The sequence below is a fragment of the Kocuria sp. genome (assembly GCF_030538595.1).
Classification (GTDB): domain Bacteria; phylum Actinomycetota; class Actinomycetes; order Actinomycetales; family Micrococcaceae; genus Kocuria.
In genome coordinates, this window is sequence record NZ_JAUNTS010000009.1 from 46,019 (window position 1) to 67,119 (window position 21,101).

Annotated in this window: 16 protein-coding genes and 1 pseudogene; 9 read left to right on the top strand and 8 right to left on the bottom strand. The window is 63.1% G+C overall.

Features of this window, described 5'->3' with window-relative positions:
* Positions 1 to 27 precede the first annotated feature (27 nt).
* Complete coding sequence (locus Q4G32_RS08940; protein WP_303350784.1) at positions 28 to 1,806, bottom strand: flavin-containing monooxygenase; 1,779 nt, start codon at positions 1,804 to 1,806, stop codon at positions 28 to 30.
* A gap of 217 nt (positions 1,807 to 2,023) precedes the next feature.
* Between Q4G32_RS08940 and Q4G32_RS08945 the strand changes: the two genes are divergently transcribed.
* Positions 2,024 to 2,989: a helix-turn-helix domain-containing protein gene (locus Q4G32_RS08945; protein ID WP_303350785.1), complete on the top strand. Its 966-nt coding sequence runs from the start codon at positions 2,024 to 2,026 to the stop codon at positions 2,987 to 2,989.
* Positions 2,990 to 3,046: 57 nt separating this feature from the next.
* Here the strand turns inward: Q4G32_RS08945 and pdxR are convergent, their stop codons facing one another.
* A complete protein-coding gene (gene pdxR, locus Q4G32_RS08950) occupies positions 3,047 to 4,519 on the bottom strand; it encodes a MocR-like pyridoxine biosynthesis transcription factor PdxR (protein WP_303350787.1) in 1,473 nt (490 codons plus the stop codon).
* Positions 4,520 to 4,616: 97 nt separating this feature from the next.
* On the opposite strand from pdxR, the gene pdxS reads away from it, so the two are divergent.
* Positions 4,617 to 5,534 carry a pyridoxal 5'-phosphate synthase lyase subunit PdxS gene (gene pdxS, locus Q4G32_RS08955; protein WP_303350789.1) on the top strand — a complete coding sequence of 306 codons (918 nt, stop codon included), beginning with the start codon at positions 4,617 to 4,619 and terminating at the stop codon, positions 5,532 to 5,534.
* A gap of 20 nt (positions 5,535 to 5,554) precedes the next feature.
* Entirely contained in the window at positions 5,555 to 6,124 is a 570-nt protein-coding gene (gene pdxT / locus Q4G32_RS08960; protein WP_368660383.1) for a pyridoxal 5'-phosphate synthase glutaminase subunit PdxT, read from the top strand.
* An 89-nt stretch (positions 6,125 to 6,213) separates the two neighbouring features.
* Here pdxT and Q4G32_RS08965 read toward each other — a convergent pair whose 3' ends face one another.
* From Q4G32_RS08965 to Q4G32_RS08980, 4 genes are all read right to left on the bottom strand, one after another.
* Complete coding sequence (locus tag Q4G32_RS08965; protein WP_303350791.1) at positions 6,214 to 6,750, bottom strand: VOC family protein; 537 nt, start codon at positions 6,748 to 6,750, stop codon at positions 6,214 to 6,216.
* Positions 6,751 to 6,871: 121 nt separating this feature from the next.
* On the bottom strand, positions 6,872 to 8,080 hold the full coding sequence (locus Q4G32_RS08970; protein ID WP_303350793.1) for an aminotransferase-like domain-containing protein: 1,209 nt from the start codon (positions 8,078 to 8,080) through the stop codon (positions 6,872 to 6,874).
* A gap of 131 nt (positions 8,081 to 8,211) precedes the next feature.
* Complete coding sequence (locus Q4G32_RS08975) at positions 8,212 to 10,845, bottom strand: GcvT family protein (RefSeq protein ID WP_303350795.1); 2,634 nt, start codon at positions 10,843 to 10,845, stop codon at positions 8,212 to 8,214.
* A 136-nt stretch (positions 10,846 to 10,981) separates the two neighbouring features.
* The gene (locus Q4G32_RS08980) at positions 10,982 to 11,794 is read right to left on the bottom strand and encodes an IclR family transcriptional regulator (protein WP_303350796.1); all 813 of its coding nucleotides are present in this window, start codon (positions 11,792 to 11,794) and stop codon (positions 10,982 to 10,984) included.
* Between the two features lie 138 nt (positions 11,795 to 11,932).
* Here Q4G32_RS08980 and Q4G32_RS08985 point away from each other — a divergent pair, with 138 nt between their 5' ends.
* The 3 genes from Q4G32_RS08985 to Q4G32_RS08995 all read left to right on the top strand — a co-directional run bounded on the left by Q4G32_RS08985 (position 11,933) and on the right by Q4G32_RS08995 (position 14,912).
* A complete protein-coding gene (locus Q4G32_RS08985; RefSeq protein WP_303350798.1) occupies positions 11,933 to 12,277 on the top strand; it encodes a bifunctional 3-phenylpropionate/cinnamic acid dioxygenase ferredoxin subunit in 345 nt (114 codons plus the stop codon).
* A complete protein-coding gene (locus tag Q4G32_RS08990) occupies positions 12,274 to 13,656 on the top strand; it encodes an NAD(P)/FAD-dependent oxidoreductase (RefSeq protein WP_303350800.1) in 1,383 nt (460 codons plus the stop codon). Before Q4G32_RS08985 ends, Q4G32_RS08990 begins: the two co-directional genes overlap by 4 nt.
* Positions 13,657 to 13,730: 74 nt before the next feature.
* Positions 13,731 to 14,912: an aromatic ring-hydroxylating oxygenase subunit alpha gene (locus Q4G32_RS08995; RefSeq protein ID WP_303350802.1), complete on the top strand. Its 1,182-nt coding sequence runs from the start codon at positions 13,731 to 13,733 to the stop codon at positions 14,910 to 14,912.
* Here the strand turns inward: Q4G32_RS08995 and speB are convergent.
* Both speB and Q4G32_RS09005 read right to left on the bottom strand, forming a co-directional pair.
* On the bottom strand, positions 14,907 to 15,950 hold the full coding sequence (gene speB / locus Q4G32_RS09000) for an agmatinase (RefSeq protein WP_303350804.1): 1,044 nt from the start codon (positions 15,948 to 15,950) through the stop codon (positions 14,907 to 14,909). The genes Q4G32_RS08995 and speB overlap by 6 nt on opposite strands.
* 44 nt (positions 15,951 to 15,994) lie before the next feature.
* Positions 15,995 to 16,561, bottom strand: a complete 567-nt coding sequence (locus Q4G32_RS09005; RefSeq protein WP_303350806.1) for a helix-turn-helix domain-containing protein — start codon at positions 16,559 to 16,561, stop codon at positions 15,995 to 15,997.
* Between the two features lie 172 nt (positions 16,562 to 16,733).
* Between Q4G32_RS09005 and Q4G32_RS09010 the strand changes: the two are divergent.
* From Q4G32_RS09010 to Q4G32_RS09020, 3 genes and pseudogenes are all read left to right on the top strand, one after another.
* Positions 16,734 to 18,184: pseudogene (locus Q4G32_RS09010) on the top strand (sodium:solute symporter).
* Positions 18,181 to 19,614 (top strand): purine-cytosine permease family protein, encoded by a 1,434-nt coding sequence (locus Q4G32_RS09015; protein ID WP_303350808.1) that lies wholly within the window; start codon positions 18,181 to 18,183, stop codon positions 19,612 to 19,614. The pseudogene Q4G32_RS09010 and the gene Q4G32_RS09015 overlap by 4 nt, the downstream one beginning before the upstream one ends.
* Before the next feature lie 10 nt (positions 19,615 to 19,624).
* On the top strand, positions 19,625 to 21,019 hold the full coding sequence (locus Q4G32_RS09020; protein ID WP_303350809.1) for an NAD-dependent succinate-semialdehyde dehydrogenase: 1,395 nt from the start codon (positions 19,625 to 19,627) through the stop codon (positions 21,017 to 21,019).
* Positions 21,020 to 21,101 lie beyond the last annotated feature (82 nt).

The following is a 21,101-nucleotide window of genomic DNA, read 5'->3' on the forward strand; positions in this document are numbered from 1 at the left end:
TCAAACCATGTTTTCGGCGGAGGGGAGTTAGCTTGGGTGGTGGGACTCTTGGAGTTTGTAGACAGGGGTTTCCAATCCCTCCATGCGCGCTTTCAACTGCAAGGACAGGTATTTGGAATAGTGGCGGGATTGGTGAAGGTTGCCACCGTGAATCCAGAGGTTGTCCACGTTGGTGGGCTTCCACATATTGCGCAGTTCGCCTTCCCACGGCCCGGGATCACGCGTGGTCTCTGATCCCATGCCCCAGCACTTACCCACTCGGTCGGCCACATCCTGTGACACCAGATCGGCCAACCACTGGTTCATGGAACCGTAGCCGGTGGCATAAACCACAAGGTCTGCAGGTAGTTCTGTGTCATCTGCCAGCACCACTGATTCCTTGGTGAGGTGATCCACCTGACCCGTGGCCAATTTAACCCGGCCGTCAATGACCAACTGAGACGCGCCCACATCAATGTAATAGCCAGAACCTCGCCGCAGATACTTCACAAATAAACCGGAACCATCTTCGCCGAAATCCAGCTTGAATCCAGCATCCTCCAGCGCTTGATAGAACTCCTGGTTCTCTTCCTTCATGAGTTCGTAAATCGGGATCTGTGCCTCCGGAAGAATCCGGTAGGGCAGTGAGGCGAACAACATGTCCGCTTTCTCCGTGGTCACACCGTTGGCCAAGGCTTCCTCTGAGTACAAGGAACCCAGCGCCAATTTCATCAGGGCGGCACTGGGTGCAATGTGAGTGGAAGATCGCTGAACCATGGTGACCTCTGCCCCGTGGGCCCACAGGTCAGCACAAATGTCATGCGCGGAGTTGTTGGAACCGATCACCACTGCTTTCTTGCCTCGATACGTCTCACCGCCGGGATGGGCGGAGGAATGGTGCTGGTCTCCGGCAAATACATCCTGCCCCGGGAACTCGGGGATTTGCGGATAGCCAGAAACACCCAGAGCAAAAACCAAGTGCGTGGGACGTAACCGGACGGGTTCACCCGCACGGTTCACCTCTACAACCCAGGTTTCGGTCTCGGCATCCCAGGTTGCGGAGGTGCATTCCGTACTGCCCCAATAATTCAGCTCCATGATGTCCGCATAATGCAGTAACCAGTCCGCTACTTTGTCCTTTGCGGGAAACACGGGCCAGTCGTCAGGGAACGGCAAATAAGGCATGTGGTCGTACCAGACGGGATCGTGCAGGTGGAGGGATTTGTAACGATTGCGCCAAGCGTCCCCCGGCTTGGGGTGTTTGTCCACAACAATTGTGGGCACGTTCAACCGCCCCAGCCGGGCTGCCAGACCGATACCGCCTTGGCCGCCACCCACGATCACCACGTACGGCTGCTCCTGGTATCCCAACCGGGCTTCACGGTCCTGTCGTTTCTCCAGCCAGGTCTGACGTTCCTGCACAATTTCATGCACCACGCCTTGGTCGCGCCGCGGGCCCTTGCGTTCCTCAAAACCTTTGAGCTCCTGCAGGGTGGTCAGCAGTGTGTAAGCCACCCCGTTGCGCAGCCGCAGATGTGCCCAGCCGCGGCCGGCGTCAGTTTCAAAGTTCAGCCAAGCTTCGGCGTCGTCCCCCGTGACCGTGGGTTCCTCCGCCAGGGAAAAGTTGCGCGGGTGGGTGGCGGGGATGGTGGCCGTGAGTAGGTCCAAAATCTGTTCCCGGCCCTCTGCAGTCCTGAGATTCCAGGTCAGGGCCACAAAGTCGCGCCAGAAGCCCTCAGCCTCAAACAGCTCGACTGCCTCAGTGGCGTTCTCGGCGGCTAAGGCGGCGTTGAATTCTTGGAGCCATTGCTCGGGAGTGCGTGTCATCGGGGCCTTCTGATCTCGGATTCGCTGTGTCTGCACGTAGTGGGTTCGCTGAACGTGTCAGATGTGGTGTGGGTCACTATTGTGATGCCAGAGGGGTTGCAAATCCGTTGCAAAGGGGATGGTTTTGGGTTCAGCGACTGTGCCTGCTGCGGTGCGCGAATCTTGGGCACGCTGCCGCAGTATCGGCTTGCGTCCGGAGATGGTTGGTCCGGGCCCATTGAGCGAACCAGACCGTGTGCAGGAACTGCGCCGCCAGTCACCGTTGGCCTCCGCCGGACCCATGCTCAGCCAAATGTTGGGTATGCACGACGACGCCGCCCGTCTTCTGATCCTCACCGACCCTTCCGGCACGGTGCTGTGGCGTGATGGGTCCAAGAAGGCGCTCAGCCGCGCCGATGGCATTGGGTTCTACGAAGGTGCCAGGTGGGCTGACAACGATGTAGGGACCAATGCCATTGGGCAAACTCTTGTGACGGGCGGTGCCGCCATAGTGCAAGGGGAACATCACTTTGCACACAGTCATGCCGCCTGGGATTGCCTGAGCGTTCCGGTGCATCACCCGAGCAGCGGTCAACTGGCCGGGGTGCTTGACGTGTCTGCACCGGTTGGCACCACAACCCGGGACACTGCCCGTTTGGTGCAACTGGCGGCGCGCCTGCTGATGGCCCGCTGGGATTGCAGCACTGAAGGGGAACACACCTCTGATGTTGTGGAATTGCGACTCCTGGCGGAGCAACCCGCCGTGCGGGTGGATGGCGCCTGGCGGAAAATCGGGACTCGTGCCGCGGAAATTTTGGCCCTCCTGGAGCAGCGTCCGGGCGGTTGGAGTGCTGAGGAATTAGCCATTGAGGTGTATGGATTCGACGGCAATGCCGTGACAGTTCGCACGGAAGTCCACCGTCTCCGTCGCATTCTGGGGCCGCGCATTGCCGCTGGCCCCTATCGGTGGGCTGATCCCACGCACGTTCAATCTGACCTGGGGCGATTGCGTCAAGCTGTGGTGACGGGCGACGTCGAACAGTGTTTGAACCTCCGTCACGGCGGACTGCTTCCCCGCTCCACCGCACCGTCCATTGCCAGGTGGCGGGAGGAAATTGACGCCTTGGTGGCTGGCGTGGTGGCCCAACGCGGGAATCCGCAGCAGGTACGGCGGTGCCAGTGGGCGCGGATCGGTTGCCCCTGAAGCGGGCCTGGTCCGGGCCGGCTGGGGTCGCTGGGCGGCACAGCCGTGAGGCGCACCTTACGGCTGATCAGGGGTGCATGCGGCCAGGAGTTTGGGCAATACATTGCGGAGTTGATTGTCATCAGCCTGGGCAAAACCGACCACAATTCCGTGCGGTCCATCCGCGCTGACAGTTTCACTGCTGCTGGACGATTCCCACGCCCAATAATTCGACTGCCGCCCCACTCGTAACCCCGCTGCAGCGCAGCGTTGGACCACCAGGTCCTCCGAAAGCTCGGTGTGAATCACGGCGTCAATCCCGCCGTGCATGGGAACCAACCGAGCGCACGAGGTCTGACCAAACGCTGCCTGCACCGTGTCCCGGCGCCGACTGTACGCCGTGCGCATCCGTTGCGTATGGCGGCGGACGTGCCCGGAGGTCAGGAGGTGGGCCACGGCAAACTGAGTCACCGCAGCCACCGGGGTTCCCAGCGTGGTGCGCAATTCAACGACGCCGCCCCGCAAGTTTTCGGGGACGGCCACGTAGCCTGTGGCCAAGGCTGGAGTCAGCACGGTGGAGAATGTGCCCAGTAGGGCCACCTGCTGGCCGGTGGTGTCCAGCGCTGACAGGGTGGGTAGGGGTGCGCCCACATAACGAAGTTCGGAGTCGAAATCGTCCTCCACCACCAAGACGTCCCAGCGCTTGGCCCATTCCAGTAGTTCCAGGCGGCGTTCCAGGGTCAGGGAGCCGCCTAATGGGTACTGGTGGCTGGGGGTCACGATCAAAACGTCCGGGGCATCCTGTCCCACCGGTAACAGGTCTACTCGAAGTCCCTGTTGATCTACAGAACAAGGGACCACTGAGTGTCCGTGAGCACCAGGCACATCGCGCAGTCCGGGGTGCCCCGGTGATTCCAGACCGACGCGGAGGTGGCTGCGCCCATTGCGTTGGGCAGCGGCAGCCAACAAGAGGGTCAGCCCTTCACGAGCTCCGGCCGTGACGATGACGGATTCCGGAGTCACGGGCAGGGCGCGCATCAGGCGTAAATGTTCGGCGACTGCGGCGCGCAGGGACGGAAGTCCCTGCGGGTCCCCGGAGGGCTCCACGTTCTGAGCGGCTGCGTGACGCCAGGCTGCTCGCCAGGCGGACCCAGCCACGCGAGAGGAATCCGGCTGCCCCGGGCGAAGATCAGCGACGAGTTGGTGCGGTGTCGTCGTAGTTCCGGGGTGGTGAGTCGGTGTGGGGGCTGATGGTGGCGTTTCCGAGCGGTGCGGGTGGATGCGTTCCAGGCCGGGGTGCACCGTGGTGGGTTTGCCCTGTTGGGCCTGTAGGTAGCCTTCGGCAAGCAGCTGGTCAAAGGCCGCGACAGCTGTACCCCGGGAGATTCCCAGGCGCTGCGCCAAATGGCGGGTGGATGGTACGGCGTCGCCGGGGCCCAGCGTGCCACGAGTGATCTGCGCCCGAATTCCGTCCGCCAATTGGACCGGCAGGGACCGGGGATCTGTGCGATCCAGGGTCACGATCAAGTCGGTCAGAGTGCGCGCCGTCATGCAGCTCATTGTGGCTGAACCATCAACAACTGGTCTACTCCAACTAGTGCAAAATGGATCTTGTGATGGTCCAGTGCGTGCGGGAAGGATGCTCCACATGACTGAGAACGCAACACATCCAACGTCCACCACCGGTTCCCCGCTGGTCAAGCGCGGCCTGGCCGAAATGCTCAAGGGTGGGGTGATCATGGACGTTGTCACCGCCGAACAGGCACGCATTGCGGAGGATGCGGGCGCCGTCGCGGTGATGGCACTGGAGCGGGTACCTGCGGATATTCGTGCGCAAGGTGGTGTGGCGCGTATGTCGGACCCCGACTTGATTGACCAGATCATTGAATCTGTCTCCATCCCCGTCATGGCCAAGGCGCGTATTGGGCACTTTGTGGAGGCGCAGGTTCTGCAGGAACTTGGTGTGGATTACATTGACGAATCCGAGGTGCTCAGCCCCGCTGACTACGTCAATCATATTGACAAGCACCCCTTCACCGTCCCGTTTGTATGCGGTGCCACCAATCTGGGGGAGGCGCTGCGCCGTTTGGCGGAGGGTGCGGCCATGATCCGCTCCAAGGGAGAGGCCGGCACCGGAGACGTTTCAGAGGCCACCAAGCACATCCGCACCATCCGTAAACAGATCGCCGACCTCCAGGCCACGTTCCGGGCCAACCCGGACGAGCTGTTCGTGGCCGCCAAGGAACTGCAGGCTCCGTACGACATCGTCCGGGAGGTGGCCGAGACTGGAAAACTGCCGGTGGTGCTGTTCACCGCCGGCGGTGTGGCCACCCCGGCAGATGTCGCCATGATGATGCAGCTCGGTGCCGACGGCGTGTTCGTGGGCTCCGGAATCTTCAAGTCCGGCAACCCGGCGCAGCGCGCAGAAGCCATTGTGGCCGCCACCGCGCAGTACGACGATCCCGCTGCGGTTGCCGCAGCCTCCCGCGGGCTCGGGGAAGCCATGGTGGGAATCAATGTTGCCGATCTTCCTGCCCCGCATCGGCTGGCTGAGCGCGGGTGGTGACGGCTCCTACGGTAGGTGTCTTGGCGCTCCAGGGTGGGGTGGCCGAACACACGGCCATGCTCACGGGGTTGGGGGCTCGGGTGGTTCCGGTGCGTACGGAAGGTGCGCTGAGGTCGTCGTCGTTGGACGGGTTGGTGCTGCCCGGTGGGGAATCCAGCACTGTGGACCGGTTGCTCAGGCGATTTGGCATGCGGGAGTCGCTGCGGGAGATGCTGGGCAACGGGCTACCGGTGCTCGGGACCTGCGCGGGGATGATTCTGCTGGCCGAGCAGATTGTGGACCCTGCCCCGGCGCAGGAGTCGCTGGGAGTGTTGCCGGTGACCGTACGGCGCAACGCCTTTGGGCGGCAGTTGGACTCGGCCACGGAGGTACTGGAATCCGTGTTCGGGCCGGTCAGCGCCGCCTTCATCCGGGCCCCGGAAGTGATCTGCGCGGACGACGGCGTGCAGGTTCTGGCCCGGCGTGGGACTTCTCCGGATGGGGAAGGCCCCGTGGTGGCGGTGGGTAAGGGCCCGGCCATGGCGCTGTCTTTTCACCCGGAACTGACGGGGGACACCACGTTCCACCGGGGGTTCCTGAGCAGGCTTTGAGCCCTCTGCGCCGAGGTCATGGGGCACGTACGGTTTCCGCCTCAATGCCGTACGTACCCCATGATTTCAAGCTGTCGGAGATAGGCAGTTCAGGACTGTGCCGGGGGAGTCCAGACCTCTGCTTCGCTGTCTTCCGGGTAGTAGTGGCCATTCGGGATGGTCTGCAGTTCGATGATGGTGCCCCACGGCGCCAGCACGTACACGCTGCCGTTGCCCGGCGAATCCTCATAGCGGCTGTTGCCATGCACCTCGGACAAGGCCCGTCCGCCTGCGGCCACCAGCCGCTCCAGCGAACCTTGGATGTCATCCACGTAGAACGCCAGGTGGTTCAATCCGTAGTCGGCCAGCCCGGCAGCTGGTGCGTGGTCGGCCTCGATCTCAAAGACTTCCAGAGAAGGCCCGGTTCCGGCCACGATCATCCGCTGACGCCTGATTTTGGCGCCGGATGGCAGTCCCAACTGTTGCTCGGTCTGGGCGCCGCAACGCGGTTCGTCGTCGAGCGTGAGGCCGTCATACGCGACCTTGGCGCCCAGGCCCTCCCGGAGAAATCTGGTGGCGTCATCCAGATCCGGCACGGTGATGCCAATGTGGTTGATGCCGCGCGGTAAGGGTTGATCTGTACTCATGTGCAATTCTCCAGTGGCTAGAAGCGGGACCAGGGACACATCCCACGCTACCCTCCGCCGAAAACATGGTTTGCCCCAATTTCAAGCCGAAAAATTGAGGCAAACCATGTTTTCGGCGGAGTTAGACGGCGCGGGCCAAGCGGCGGATACCCTCCGCCACCCGGTCCGGGGCCACCCCTGAGTAGGCCAAGCGCACCGCATCCGAGCGGCGCCCATCTGCGTAACAGGCCGCACCGGGGACCACCACCACACCTTCGGCGATCCCGCGCCGCAAGACGTCGCCCAGGTCCACCCCGGGAAAGCGCACCCAGGTGAAGAAACCACCCGTGGGATCGGTCCACTCCGCGCGGTCTCCCAGATGCTCCTGCAAAGCTGCCGTGGTGGCCTTGGCCCGCTGGTGGTAGAGCTCCACCGTTTGATCCAAGACCGGTCCCCACTGCGCAGAGCCCAGCCAGGCCACCGCCAACTCCTGGGACAGCACCGAAGGGTGGATCAGCACCGCTTCCGCTGCGATCTGCATGCGGGCGCGAACCTCGGTCGGCGCCACCGCCCATCCCACACGCAAACCCGGGGAAAAGATCTTGGAAGCGCTACCCAGGTGGATCACCTGCTCCGGGGCCATGGAATGCAGCGTGGCAACCGGGCCTGCAGCCCGGTCAAAACCGAGCAGCCCGTAGGGGTCATCCTCAATGATCATCACGCCGCGTTGGGCACACACCTCCACCAGCGCGCGACGTCGTTCCTGGGACAACGTGACGCCCGTCGGGTTCTGGTAGGTGGGCACGGTGTAGACGAACGGCACCCGCCGCCCCTCCGCTTGCGCTGCATCCAGGGCCGCAGCCACGGCCTCCGGGTCCAGGCCGTGGGCATCAATGTCCACGTGGCGCACCTCAACTTCATAACTGCCGAACACCCCCAGGGCACCCACGTACGTAGGGCCTTCCGCCACAACCACGTCCCCGGGGTTGCAGTAGAGCTTGGTCACCAGATCCAGCCCGGCCTGGGAGCCGGCCAACGGCTGCACCTCAGCCTCGGTGACCGTGGAGCCGCGCCGCGCCATCAGGCCAACCACCAGGGCGCGCAGGGATTCAGTCCCAGCCCCGGAGCCGTACTGCAGAATCTCAGGTCCGCGCTCGGCCAACAACGACGACGCAAGGTGGGCCACCGAGCCCCCCGGCAAAGTACTCAAATCCGGGTTGCCGCCCGCCAGGGAGACCACCGAAGGGTCCAAGGCCGTCTCAAAGACGGCTCGAACAGGTGAAGGGCGGAACTCTTCGGACCGTGTGGCAAAACCCGGGGTGAGGGCGGAATGGGTGTCAGGGCCAGGCATCGGGGGTCATCTCGATCCGTTGTAGGGGCTTTGAGCGCTGCCCGGATGTTGGCCGTGCACACGCGAGCACCAGCGTGCCCGCAGTGACTGCACCGGTCAAGGGGTAATCACTGCGGACACAACAGGCAGTTTCAGCTGCGCATCCGCTCCGCAGTTGGATCCAGCAGCGGTTCCGCCGTCACAGTTGCGGGGTGGCGGGTGCCAAAATAGGCAATCTCCACTTCCGTGCCCGTTGCGCTGAGGGCCGCAGGCAACCAGGCATAAGCGATGGATTGGCCAATGGTGTAGCCCTGATCCGCGCTGGTCACGTATCCCAGTGCGGGGCCTTGGGCTTCCGATCCGGCTGCGTAGACGGGCTCATGGCCCAGCACCACCGCAGACGGGTCATGGAGTAGAAGGCACACCAGGACTTTTTCTGGCTCACCGCGGGCGGCCATCTGTTCGGCGGCAACCCCCTTGACCGCAAAGCCAAGTCCGGCTGCTTCCGGGGTATGGCTACGGTCCATGTCCGCACCCCATAGGCGGAAGCCCTTTTCCAGACGCATGCTTTCAAAGGCGCGGCGCCCCACGGGGAGAATGTTGTGCGGCTCACCTGCGGCCATGATCTGATCCCACAGGTAGCCACCGAACTCAGCCGGGGCGTAGAGCTCCCACCCCAGTTCACCCACGTAGCTCAGGCGCAGCGCCAGGGTGGAGACCCCCGCAATGCTGAGTTGACCGCAGCGGTAGAACCGGAACGCTTCATTGCTGATGTCCGTGTCCACCAGCTGTTCCAAGGTTCGCCGTGCATTGGGTCCCCACAGGCCCAGACCGCAGTGTCCGGAGGTGACATCCATGAGATCCAGGTCCGCCCCGCGTTCACGCATGCGCCCGTGGAGCCAGGCCTGGTCTTGATGGCCGTTGACGCCAATGTGATAGGTGTCCGGACCGATTCGGGCAATGGTGATGTCAGAGAGGATGCCTCCGGAGGCATTGAGGATCAGCGCGTAGACCACACTGCCGGGGGTTTTGCCCACGGGACGGCTCAGCAGACCGTCGTCGGCCAGGGAGTTGAGGAACTGTGTGGCGTTGCGCCCCGGTTTGCCGATTCCGGACAATCGCAGCCTGGGTAGCGACGTCATGTCCACCAGCCCCACGGAATTGCGCAGCCCGTGTGCCTCCACCGCTGCCAGGGGACTCCAATGTTTGGCAGCCCAGGGGTCGCGTTCGGGGAGGGGCTGATCCCCCAGCATGGGTTGCCCGTGGTCTTGGTTGCTCTGGTACCACAGCGGGCGTTCCCACCCGTTGGCCACCGCAAACTGCGCTCCTGCCGCACGTTGCCGGTCGTGGAACGGGGAGGTCCGCAGACCGCGCATGCGCAGGGTGGTGGCTTTGGGGTGGACGATGTCGTAGACCTCGTCGTAGGACTCTTCACCTTGCTCACGAGCCCATTGCTGGGAGGTGATGGCGGGGTCAAACCGCGTGAGCTCCACGCTGTGGGTGTCGATCCCGGGGTCCCCGGTGGTGATCCACTCAGCCATCACCTGACCCACGCCGGCGGACTGGGTGACCCAGACGGCTTGGGCCATCCACAGCCCGGGTGCGCCCGGAACCGGTCCCAGTAGAGGGCCGCCGTCCGGGGTGAAGGAGAAAATTCCGTTGAAGCACAGGGCCTCATCCAGTTGGCTGCCACGCAGTTCCGGTAGGAGGTCTTGGGCCTCACGCCAGGTGGGGTCAAAGTCCTCCCGGGTGAACTCGTGAATTGCGGGGTGAGTTCCCGTGGCCGCAAAGCTCTGGGCACTGGCAATCTGCGCATCCGCCACGGGCAGTGGGCGATGTTCGTAGGCCCCGATGGCCATCCGGTTGTCCCACTCACGTAAGTACATGGCATGGTCCTGGTGGCGCAGCATGGGTTTGACCACTTCCGTGGCTGCATCCATGTCAGCCAGGGAAGCCACCGGCGTGCTGAATCCGAAACCGTGCTCCACGGGCAGCATGGGGATGTCGACTCCCAGCATCTCCCGCGCCATCTTGGGTCCCCACAGTCCGGCGCAGGCAACGACGACGTCCGCCGGGATCACCGTGGTGGCATCCTCCGGCTGATCCTGACCGGGCTGACCGGATGGGGAAGATCCCGGTGTGTTGGAAGGTGTGGGCTCCGGGGTTGCCGAGACCGATTGCTCCGCGGCGGGCTTCACGGCACGGACCTGTACCCCGGTGACGCGGCCGTCGTCGTACTGCAGGCCCGTGACCTCGGTGTTCGCCAGGATGGTGGCCCCACCCTCCTGGGCACGGCGGGCTTGGAACTCGACGGCGCGGACTCCCTTGACCACGGCATCTGTGGGGGTGTGAAATCCCCCCAACACCCGGGAGACATCCAGTCCTGGCCACAACTGAGCCACTTCTTGCGAACTGACCAGGCTGGACGGCACCCCCCAAGCCTGAGCCAGGCCATGACGGCGTTGCAGTTCTTGCAGGCGCTCTTCAGTGGTGGCGATTTCCAAGCCGCCCACGCGCTTCATCACCCAGTCGCCATTGATCTGCAGCCCATCCAGCTTGTCCAGGGTGCGCTGAGCCAGCTGACACATGGTGCGGTTGGGAGAGGTTTGGAACACGAACCCGGGGGCATGGGAACTGGAACCACCGGTGACGTAGAGCGGCCCCTGTTCAACCACGGTGACATTGCGCCACCCCCGTAGGACCAGCTCATCCGCCAGGGCGGCCCCCACCACACCCAGGCCGATGATCACCACGCGGGAGTCAGCCCCCGTTTGGAGTTCTGTCATGAGAACACCTCCACAGCGCATGTGTTGCAGACTATGCAACGGTATGGTGCATTGTGCAACTACAGTACGAATCCGGGTGCGCTGTGAGCAATAGATGACTCACATTGGGTAGGTAAAAACTGTGCAAAACGGGGATTTAGTGCGCCGGCAACATGGCCCGGGGAGAGCCGGCCACGGAGGTTTCAAGGCTGAGGCGGGATTCCAGGAACGGGGTGTGGTGGTGGAGGACTTCCGCCACGTCCGCAAAACTGGATTCAGGCAGTCTGAAGGCGGGTGCGTTGACGGCCAACGCTGCCACCACGCGCCCATCGGCGTTGCGCACGGGTACCGCCAAGGCGTTGATTCCCTCCTCCCATTCGGCTACCGATGACGCCCAGTCGCGTTCCCGCAGCGCCTCCAACTCCGAACGCAACACCTCCGGGTCCGTGATGGTCATGCTGGTGAATCCCTCCAGTCCCCGTTCCAGAAGTTGCTCCAAGGCGGAGGGGTCGGCGTGTGCCAGCAGCATCTTGCCGGTGGACGTGGCGTGCAGCGGCCCGCGCTGGCCCACGTACTGCCTGGTGAGTCCCACCATGCGGTTGCCCGTGGTCTGGGTGATGGTCATGGCGTAGCCCTCATCCATCACGGCCACATTCACGGTCTCATTGAGGTGGGCGGCCACGGTGTCACAGCAGATTTGGGCGTCCCGGGCAAAGTCGATGCGGTGGGTCACCGAGTTGGCCAGGTGCAAGAGGGCAAATCCCAGTTGGTAGGAGCCGCGTGCGGCCACCTGCTCCACCAGATTGTGTGTCTCCAGTGTTGCCAACAGGCGAAGTGCCGTGGAGCGGTGGACACCGAGGCGGCGGGCGATCTCGCTGATGCTCAAGGGGGCTTCTTCACCCAGAATCTCAAGGATTCGCGCAGCTCGATCCACGGACTGGATGGTGGTTTGGTCTTGTTTCTCCGTCATTAAATTTCCCATCACTTGCCCTGAACCTATTGACGCGCACTGCATGCGGTCGGTCATACTTTCCTTATCCCGCGTGTTGTGGGATGTGACCACTGTTGCACATAAAGCAACATAGGTACGAATGGTTGGTGATCGCAAGTGAGTTTCAGAGCTTGCTCCCTTCAGGACCTGACTCCCGGTGAAGGGCTGCGCATTGATTCGGTGTCCCCGCCCATTGCCGTGTTCCTGACCGAAGAAGGAACTGTTCACGCGCTGGATGACACCTGCACCCATCAGGACGCCTCTCTGGCGGCTGGCTGGGTGGAGGACTGTCGGGTGGAATGCCCGCTGCACGAAAGCACTTTTTCCCTGACAACAGGGGAAGTGGATCAGCCGCCGGCCAAGCGCGGCGTCCGGGTTCACGGTGTGGTCATTGATGGCGACGACGTCCTGATCGAGCTTTCTCAGGACGCACCCAACTTGCCTCCGGGGGTGACGGCATGACCGAACACAGCACCAACCTGACCAGTGGCGCAGGACTGACATGTGACGCTGAGCGGCCGAATGACGCCGGGCTGGCCAGTAATCCTGGCCTGACGAACGCGCCGGCGAACACGGCAGCACCTGCTCTGCCGGCCGATGGCCACCTCCTGATCGTGGGAGCTGGGCTGGCCGGGTACCACGTGGCCCGCGGTGTGCGCGGCCACGGGCACACCGGCCCCATCACCATCTTTGGTGAAGAGAACCGCCCGGCCTATGACCGCCCGGCCCTGAGCAAGGCCTACTTGACCGGCGCCGTCACGGAAGAAGATCTCCACCTGGATGACCCGGAAGATCCGTTGGATGTCACCTGGGTCAGCGGCGTGGAGGTGGTTGGCCTCTCCGGGTCAGCCCGGACAACATCAGATCCGCAGTTTCCAGAGGAGCAGTACAGAGAGCCCCTGGGCATCTACACCGCGGACGGCCAGTTCCACGCCGGTGATGCCATTGTGATCACCACCGGCGCCTCCGCGCTGACTCTGCCCGCCGCGCCGGATGCCACCATCCCCCACGTTGAACCCTACGTTCTGCGGGACATGGAACACGCACTTGCCCTGCGGGATGCCACTCTCAGTGACGCGGACATTGTGGTGGTGGGAGGTGGATTCCTGGCCCTGGAGGCAGCCGCCACGTGCATCCAACGCGGGGCCGCCTCAGTCACAGTTGCCGCCTCCGAACAGTTCCCGGGCGCTCGCCGGCTGGGTCTACCGGTAGGGCAAGCCATCGGTTCCGCGCTGCAGGAGCGCGGCATCCGGATGGCGCCGCCGGCCCGCGCTCAGGCTGTGCGTTCCGGGGTGGATGGACATCAGGTGCTCCTGGCAGATGGCACCGTGCTCACGGGCGACATTGTCATCTGCGCCATCGGAGCCAAGCCCCGAACGGAGTGGCTGGTCAACTCCCAACTGACCTTCACCGCCGATACCCATGCGGTGCTCTGCGATGACTCCGGTGCCACCGTGATTCCCGGGGTGTATGCCGCAGGCGACTGCGCCCAGTGGGCCTCCCATTCCAGTGGCTTGCGTCCCGTGGGACATTGGCAGGAGGCCGTGGAAGAAGCAGCGGTGGTGGCTGCAGCGCTCACGGGTGCGGATGAAGTGGCGCTTCAGGAGCCCTACTTCTGGTCAGATCAATTCGATCTGCGCATTCAGGGCGCGGGGCGGATTCACCTGGCCAATGAGGTTGAGGTGCTGGCGGGCACCCCGGAGGAACACAATCTGCTGGTGCGCTATCTGCGCGACGGCGAAGAGGTGGGCATCTTGGGCATCAACCGTCTGCGTGATGTCACCCGCTGGCGCAAGCAGCGCCGTATCCGTTCCGGCCGGGCCCACATGGTCATGGCCTGACCAAAGATTCTCAGCAGGCTCCCGGATGCTCACCGTGCAGCATCCGGGACCGCATCCACTGATTGGGGAAGCACTTGATCATCGACCACTTGGATGCCCCCGCTCCCGGCTCCTCACTGCACCCCACGCTGACGGGTGACGCCTATACGTCCCCGGAGATCTTTGAGCGTGAACAGGCAGAGATCTTTGAAAAAATGTGGAACTGCGTCCTGCGTGCCGACTCCCTGAATGCGCCCGGACAGTGGAAAACCGTCACGGTGGGACGCGAAGAGATCATTGTGGTGCGCACCCGCCGTGCCGGGATCAAGGCGTATTACAACGTGTGCAGGCATCGTGGAATGCGGGTGTGCACGGGGGCGGAAGGCAAGAACAAAACCTTGCAGTGTGGTTACCACGCCTGGACCTACGCACTGGAAGGGGAACTGATTGCAGCCCCTAATCTCACCTCCATGCCGGATGTTGACCGCCAAGAGTACGGGTTGAAGCCTGTTGCCGTGGAGGAATGGCTGGGTTATGTGTGGGTCTGCCTGGCAGATTCAGCGGCAGGTGAGCAGCCGCCGTCGTTCCAAGAAACCGTGCTGGGGGAGGTCAAGACCCGGTTCGGTGAGGTTGAATCCATTGACAATTACGGGATCGAAAACCTGCGGTTGGGTGAGTCCAAGACCTACGACGTCGCCGCGAACTGGAAGCTCATCATTGAGAACTTCATGGAGTGCTACCACTGCGCCACCATCCACCCCGAACTCACGGAAGTCATCCCGGAGTTCGCTGATGGCCTGGCGTCCCAGCGCATGAACGGTGAGGTGCACGGTGCCACCTTTGGGGAGCAGATCAAGGGCTTCACGGTGGATGGTTCCCAAGGTGTCACCGAGCTACCTTCCATTGCCCCTGACCAAGACCGTAAGTACTACGCCATCACGGTCAAGCCGCAGGTGTTCATCAACACCGTGCCCGATCACGTGATCATCCACCGCATGTTTCCGCTCTCGGAATCGCGCACCACTGTGGTGTGCGATTGGCTGTTCCTGCCGGAGGTGGTGGAGCGTGTGGAGACCGGGGAGGTGGAGATCACCGCATCAGTGGAACTCTTCCACCGTGTGAATCAGCAGGACTTTGAGGCCTGCGAACTGACGCAGCCTTCCATGCACTCCCGCGCCTACAGGGCAGGAGGCGCACTGGTCCCCAGCGAACACCACATCGGTGAGTTCCACGCCTGGTGGATGCAGCGCCTTGGGGCGGCCGTACCGGCGTCATGACTCCGCAGGGGTCCCATAGGTGTTGCCGGTGATCCCGTAGGCGGGGCTGCCCGGTTCGGCGTCGGCACCCAGAGCCAGCAGGGTGATCATCTCGTAGGTGACATGCGCGGCGGCAATACCAGTGAGCTCCGCGTGGTCATAGGCGGGGGAGACCTCCACCACGTCACACCCCACAATGTTGAGTCCGCGCAAACCGCGCAGGATTTCCAAGACCTCCCGGCTGGTCATGCCGCCGGCCTCCGGCGTGCCGGTTCCCGGGGCGTGTGCTGGATCCAGCACATCAATGTCCAGGGAGACATAGAGCGGGCGATCCCCCACCTTCTGGCGCAGCACCTCCACCACGGCGTCCACCCCGCGGCGCATGACGTCGGCGGAGGAGACAATGCCAAAGCCGAACCGGGCGTCGTCGTCAAGGTCTTGTGTCCCGTAGAGCGGCCCGCGGGTGCCCACGTGCATCACGGCTTCCGGGTCGATCAGACCTTCTTCATGGGCGCGGCGGAAGGGGGTTCCGTGGGTGTACTCGGCACCAAAATAGGTGTCCCAGGTGTCCAGGTGGGCGTCAAAGTGCAGCAGGGCAACCGGCCCGTGAATCGCGTGATGTGCACGTAGCAGCGGCAACGCGATGGTGTGATCCCCCCCAATGGTGACCAGTTTGGTGCCGTCAGCCATCAGCTGGGAGGCGCCCGCAGCAATGGATTCAATGGCCTCCGTGATCTCGAACGGGTTGCCAATCAGGTCCCCGGCATCGGCCACCTGGGCCAAGGTGAAGGGCGATGCAGACTGCGCGGGATTGAACGGGCGCAGAAGGCGGGAGGATTCCCGGACGTGGTTGGGCCCAAACCGTGCCCCGGAGCGGTAGGAAACCCCCGCATCGAACGGAATGCCCAACACGGCAATGTCGGTGTGTTCCACCTGGTCTGTCCTCGGCAAGCGCGCAAAGGTGCCCACCCCCGCCCATCGGGGAGTCTTGGCGGCATTGACCGGGCCCACCAGGGTGCGGCCGTCATCTCCGGTGTGGGTCACGCGTTCGGGTTCCATCAGATTCTCCTTGCTACTGGGACTTGTGATCGGGTTGCTGGTTCTCAGGTGGCCATGATCCACAGGACGGTGGCGGGTTCGGGACCGGGGTTCTCCCACCCGTGGGGCTCAGAACCCGGGAAACTCACGGTGTCCCCGGCGGCAAGTTCCAGCCTGTGGTCCGGGGTGCTCACCACAAATTGACCGGTGATCACATGCAGGGCTTCATGCCGACAGTCCATGCTGTAGAGCTCGTCCTCACTGCGGCCGGCCGGTGCCACGGTGGCGCGGATGATCTGCAGCGCCCGGTTCCCGGAGGGAGTGACCAGTTGCTCACGGATGCCTTCTCCCCCCAGATGAACCTCCGGGGCATCGGCCAATCGCACCACGTCCACGGCGGATTCGGGGGCAAAAACTTCCCCCACCTCCACGCGCAGCACCCGGCACAGTCGCACCAGCGCGTCCACGGAGGGGGAGGTGAGGTCCCGCTCAACACGGGAGACAAACCCCTTGGACAGTTCTGCGGCAGCGGCCAGCTGTTCCACGGTCATGTGATTACGACGCCGGAGGTTGCGCAGCCGCATCCCAATCCTTGGGTCACCCGCACCGCTGTGCACGGGCAGAGCTTTCATGCGTGACCTCCAGTGAGGGCCGGGTGGCAGCCGGGGTGGTGGTGCCGTGTTCAAGGATTTACACGGTGGACATCGCCAAGAACTATGCCATGAGTCACACTGTACCTACACTATGGAGAAACTTTTGTTTCGTCTGTGTCAACAATCAGTCAATGTCTGAGGAGTGGTAACCGTGAACGTCGCCATCATCGTGGGGTACTGGTGGCCATGGTGGCCATCGGACTGTGGGCCGCCCGCCGGGCCTTCAGCACCGAGGACTACCGGGTGGCCGGTAGGCGCCTGGGACCGTTCTTCTACACCGGAACCATGTCTGCCGTGGTGCTCGGTGGGGCTTCCACGGTGGGTGGAATCGGACTGGGCTACACCTGGGGAATCTCCGGTATGTGGCTGGTCATGGCCATTGCCATTGGACTGTTGATTCTGAGCCTGGTGTTTGCCGGACGGCTCACCCGGTTGAAGATTTACACCGTCTCCCAGATGTTGGGATTGCGTTACGGGGCCGGCATTGCCTCCCGAGTTTCCTCCGTGGTCATGCTGGCGTACACCCTCATGCTGGCGGTGACTTCCACCTCTGCCTACGCCTCCATCTTCTCCGTGCTGTTCCCCGTGGACCGGACCGGAGCCATCCTGCTGGGTGGACTGGTTGTGGTGGCCTACTCCGTGCTGGGTGGCATGTGGTCCATCACCCTGACGGACATGATGCAGTTCATCTTCATGACCGTGGGCATCTTCCTGATCCTGCTCCCGTTCTCCCTGGCCGCAGCGGGTGGCTTCTCCGGTCTCTCTGAACGGTTGGATGCCACGTTTTTTGCCCCGGGAGCCATGGGATTCGAGTCGATCATGACCATGTTCGTGGTCTACGGGTTCGGCATGCTGATCGGGCAGGACATCTGGCAGCGAGTCTTCACCGCCCGCTCGCCGGAGGTGGCGCGCTGGGGTGGCACCGCCGCGGCGGTGTACGTGGGTCTCTACGGTGTGGCTGGTGCCCTGATCGGTACCGCAGCGGCAGCAGTTCTGCCCACCTTGGACAATGCCGAGGACGCTTTTGCTCAGATGGCGCAACTGCATGTCCCCGCAGGTTTGGGTGGTGTGGTGCTGGCCGCAGGTGTGGCCGCCATGATGTCCACCGCTTCGGGTGCCTTGATCGCCTCCGCAACGGTGGCCAGGGTCGACGTCGTTCCCCTGCTCCGCAGCCTGCTGACTGGCAGAAATAATGACCAGCCTTCCCTGCTGGGAGACCGGATCTACCTGCTGACCCTGGGGGTGGTGGTCACGGTGGCTTCCGTGCTGGTCACCAGTGTGGTCACGGCACTCACCATTGCGTACGGCATTCTGGTGGGTGGGCTGTTGGTCTCCATTCTGGGCGGGTTGATCTGGCGGCGCGGAAACTCGCTGGGGGCTGCCTGGTCCATGGTGGCTGGCTCCGTTGGCGTTGTGATCGGCATGCTGGTCTTTGGGGTCACGGCCAACGCCCCCATCTACATTGGCTTGGGAGTCTCCGCGGTGGTGTACGTGGTGGTTTCTCTGGTCACCCGCCCCACGGAGGCCCAGGTGCTCACCGCATGGGACCGGCGACTGGCGGGCGAAATCAACCAGGCACCAACTCCCGGGGAGCACACGTGAGTGCCTGGTCCCGGCTGTCCGATCACCTGGACGCCAACTCGGAGGGATTTGGGCCGATCAAGGGAACCTTGGCCGGGCCGCGCATCTTCATGATCTGGCTGGCCGCCAACCTGGTGGTCACCACTTTGCTCACCGGAACCCTGTTCGTGCCCGCCGTTGCGTGGCCCACCGCTGTGGGGCTGATCGTGGTGGGTACCGCCGTGGGTGCGGTGGTACTGGTTCTGGTGGGAAACATGGGGACCCGCACAGGGTTGCCCACCATGGCCTTGACCAAAGGGGCCTTTGGTCTGAGGGGTTCGATTCTGCCCATGGTGTCCAATGTGGTGATCCTCATGGGATGGAGTTGGGTTCAGGCCATGTTGGCTGGGGTCACCGTCAACCACCTGGTCTTCCAAGCCACCGGATTCTCCAACCCGGTGTTGTTCTCCGTCCTGTGTCAGAGCCTGGTGGTGGTGCTGGCGATCTTTGGACATGTTGGAATCGCGCGAGTGGAACCTTGGTTCGCGTTGGTGATCCGGGGTGTCATGGGGTGGATTTTTGTCACAGCCCTCACTGCGTTTCCCCTGGGGGACTTCTTGGCGGTGCCAGCCGATCCCTCCCTTGGACTGGACCAGGTGGGCGTACTGGACATAGTGATTGCCACAGCCATCTCCTGGACGGTGCTCTCGGCTGAGTTCAACCGCTTGGCCCGGTCGCAACGTGCAGGAGTGGCTGGCTCCGGCGCGGGCTATCTGCTGTCCACGGTCTCCGCCATGACGTTGGGGGCAACCGCAATCACATACGTGGTGCTGGACGGCGGTGAGGCGGTGGGTTTTGATCCCACCGTCCTGGTGGATGCCTTTGGCGCTCCCGTTGCGCTGGTGGTGTTCCTGTCCGTGATGGCCACCAACACCATGGTGGTGTACGGGATGGTTTCCTCCGTGGTGAATGCAGCCCCCTCCCATCGGATCCGGTTCCTGCCCACGGCCCTTGTTCTGGGTGGTATTTCCATTCTTGGCTCCACGTGGCTGGCCCTGTTGGACCAATTCACCAGTTTTCTCTCCCTGATCGGTTCCCTGTTCATCCCAGTGTTCGCCATCATGCTGATCGACTACTACGTGGTGAAGCGCCGTAGCTACACGGCTGACATTCTGCGTGGTCAGGGCGGTGCCTATTGGTACGGGAACGGGGTCAACGCGGGCGCCGTCGTTGTGTGGGTGGTGGCGGCTGGCACCTCACTGGTGCTGACCTATTGGGTGCCGAGCCCCGTGGGTGCGAGTGTTCCCACCTTCCTGGTGGCCGCTGCGGGGTATCTGCTGTGGGCGTGGGCCACAGGCGCCCGGAGCGCCCCCGATGTATGCCACGGGAAGCTCCATCTGGCAGCGAACGCCCCTGGCGAGTCCGGGAAGCCTGTAGAAGCATGGCCAGAAGTACGTGATGCAAAGCACTGAGGAGAATCAGATGAGTAACGCACTCCAGTACAAGACGGTGAACCCGGCCACCGGGCAGACCGTGGCCGAATACGAAGGCTTGGCTGATGACCAGATCGAGGACGTTCTGGCCCGCGCTGAGTCCGGATACGCGGCGTGGCGGGCAACGCCCATTGAAGAACGGGCACGGCTGGTGACCAATCTGGCCGAGTTGTTCAAGAATCGCGCGGATGAACTGGCCGCAATTGCCACCCAGGAAATGGGCAAACCGCTGGGCGAATCCCGCGGTGAGGCAGAGTTCTGTGCGGAAATTTTTGACTACTACGCCAAGCAGGGGCCGGCGCTGGCGGCTGAGCAGCCCATCAACTCCAGCGCAGACGGCACGGCCGTGATCCAGTCCCTGCCGATTGGGGTTTTGCTGGGCATCATGCCGTGGAACTACCCCTTCTATCAGGTGGCCCGCTTTGCAGCCCCCAATCTGATGCTGGGTAACGTCCTGTTGCTCAAGCACGCCGAATCCTGCCCGCAGGCCGCGTTGGCCATTCAAGACCTGATGCGGGACGCTGGATTCCCGGAGGGCGTGTACCAGAACATTTTTGCCACGCATGATCAGATTGAACAGATCATTGGTGACTCGCGTATCCAGGGAGTGTCCCTCACGGGTTCTGAGCGGGCCGGTGCCAAGGTGGCAGCCATTGCCGGGAGCCACTTGAAGAAAGTAGTTCTGGAGCTGGGTGGCTCGGACCCGTTCATTGTCCTGGATGCCAAAGACCTTGCCACCACGGCCAAGTTGGCTTTTGACACCCGGATTGAAAACACCGGCCAGGCTTGTAATTCCAACAAGCGGATCATTGTCTCCGCGGATATTTACGATGACTTTGTGGCCGAACTCGTCCGCCTGACCAGCAAACTGGAGCCGGCCGATCCGGCGTCGGAAAAGCCCAAGACCTACGGCCCCATGTCATCGCGGTCCGCCGCGGAGACCCTTGACGCCCAGGTGCGCCAGGCCGTTGAAGAAGGGGCAACCCTGCATGTGGGTGGCGAGCTGTCCGAAGGTCCGGAGGCTTTCTTCAGCCCCGCTGTGCTCACTGACATCAAGCCCGGCATGGCGGCGTACACGGAGGAACTGTTCGGCCCCGTGATTGTGGTTTACAAGGTGGAATCGGACGAGGAGGCGTTGTCCTTGGCCAACGACACCCCCTTTGGCTTGGGCGGATCAGTGCACAGCACGGACACCAAGCGCGCTGAAGCCATTGCGCAGCTGCTGGATGTGGGCATGAGCGCGGTCAACGCACCGTCCGCCGAAACCGCCGACATGCCATTTGGTGGCGTCAAGCGCTCGGGCTACGGCCGCGAGCTGGGGCCGCTGGGCATGAACGAGTTTGTCAACAAGCGGCTGTACTTCATAGCTGACCAAGAAGCCTGATGCACCCTTCCGTGAGATCACCGGTTGTTGTTGAGATCACCTGCTGTAGACGGTGATCTCAACAACAACCGGTGATCTCACG

What these genes read in the sequence shown, in the direction of transcription:
- Q4G32_RS08940 (WP_303350784.1), bottom strand. Translation starts at nt 1,806, where the DNA reads ATGACACGCACTCCCGAGCAATGGCTCCAAGAATTCAACGCCGCCTTA.
- pdxR (WP_303350787.1), bottom strand. Translation starts at nt 4,519, where the DNA reads ATGACGGCGCGCACTCTGACCGACTTGATCGTGACCCTGGATCGCACA.
- pdxS (WP_303350789.1), top strand. Translation starts at nt 4,617, where the DNA reads ATGACTGAGAACGCAACACATCCAACGTCCACCACCGGTTCCCCGCTG.
- Q4G32_RS08965 (WP_303350791.1), bottom strand. Translation starts at nt 6,750, where the DNA reads ATGAGTACAGATCAACCCTTACCGCGCGGCATCAACCACATTGGCATC.
- Q4G32_RS08970 (WP_303350793.1), bottom strand. Translation starts at nt 8,080, where the DNA reads ATGCCTGGCCCTGACACCCATTCCGCCCTCACCCCGGGTTTTGCCACA.
- Q4G32_RS08975 (WP_303350795.1), bottom strand. Translation starts at nt 10,845, where the DNA reads ATGACAGAACTCCAAACGGGGGCTGACTCCCGCGTGGTGATCATCGGC.
- Q4G32_RS08980 (WP_303350796.1), bottom strand. Translation starts at nt 11,794, where the DNA reads ATGACGGAGAAACAAGACCAAACCACCATCCAGTCCGTGGATCGAGCT.
- Q4G32_RS08990 (WP_303350800.1), top strand. Translation starts at nt 12,274, where the DNA reads ATGACCGAACACAGCACCAACCTGACCAGTGGCGCAGGACTGACATGT.
- speB (WP_303350804.1), bottom strand. Translation starts at nt 15,950, where the DNA reads ATGGAACCCGAACGCGTGACCCACACCGGAGATGACGGCCGCACCCTG.
- Q4G32_RS09005 (WP_303350806.1), bottom strand. Translation starts at nt 16,561, where the DNA reads ATGAAAGCTCTGCCCGTGCACAGCGGTGCGGGTGACCCAAGGATTGGG.
- Q4G32_RS09020 (WP_303350809.1), top strand. Translation starts at nt 19,625, where the DNA reads ATGAGTAACGCACTCCAGTACAAGACGGTGAACCCGGCCACCGGGCAG.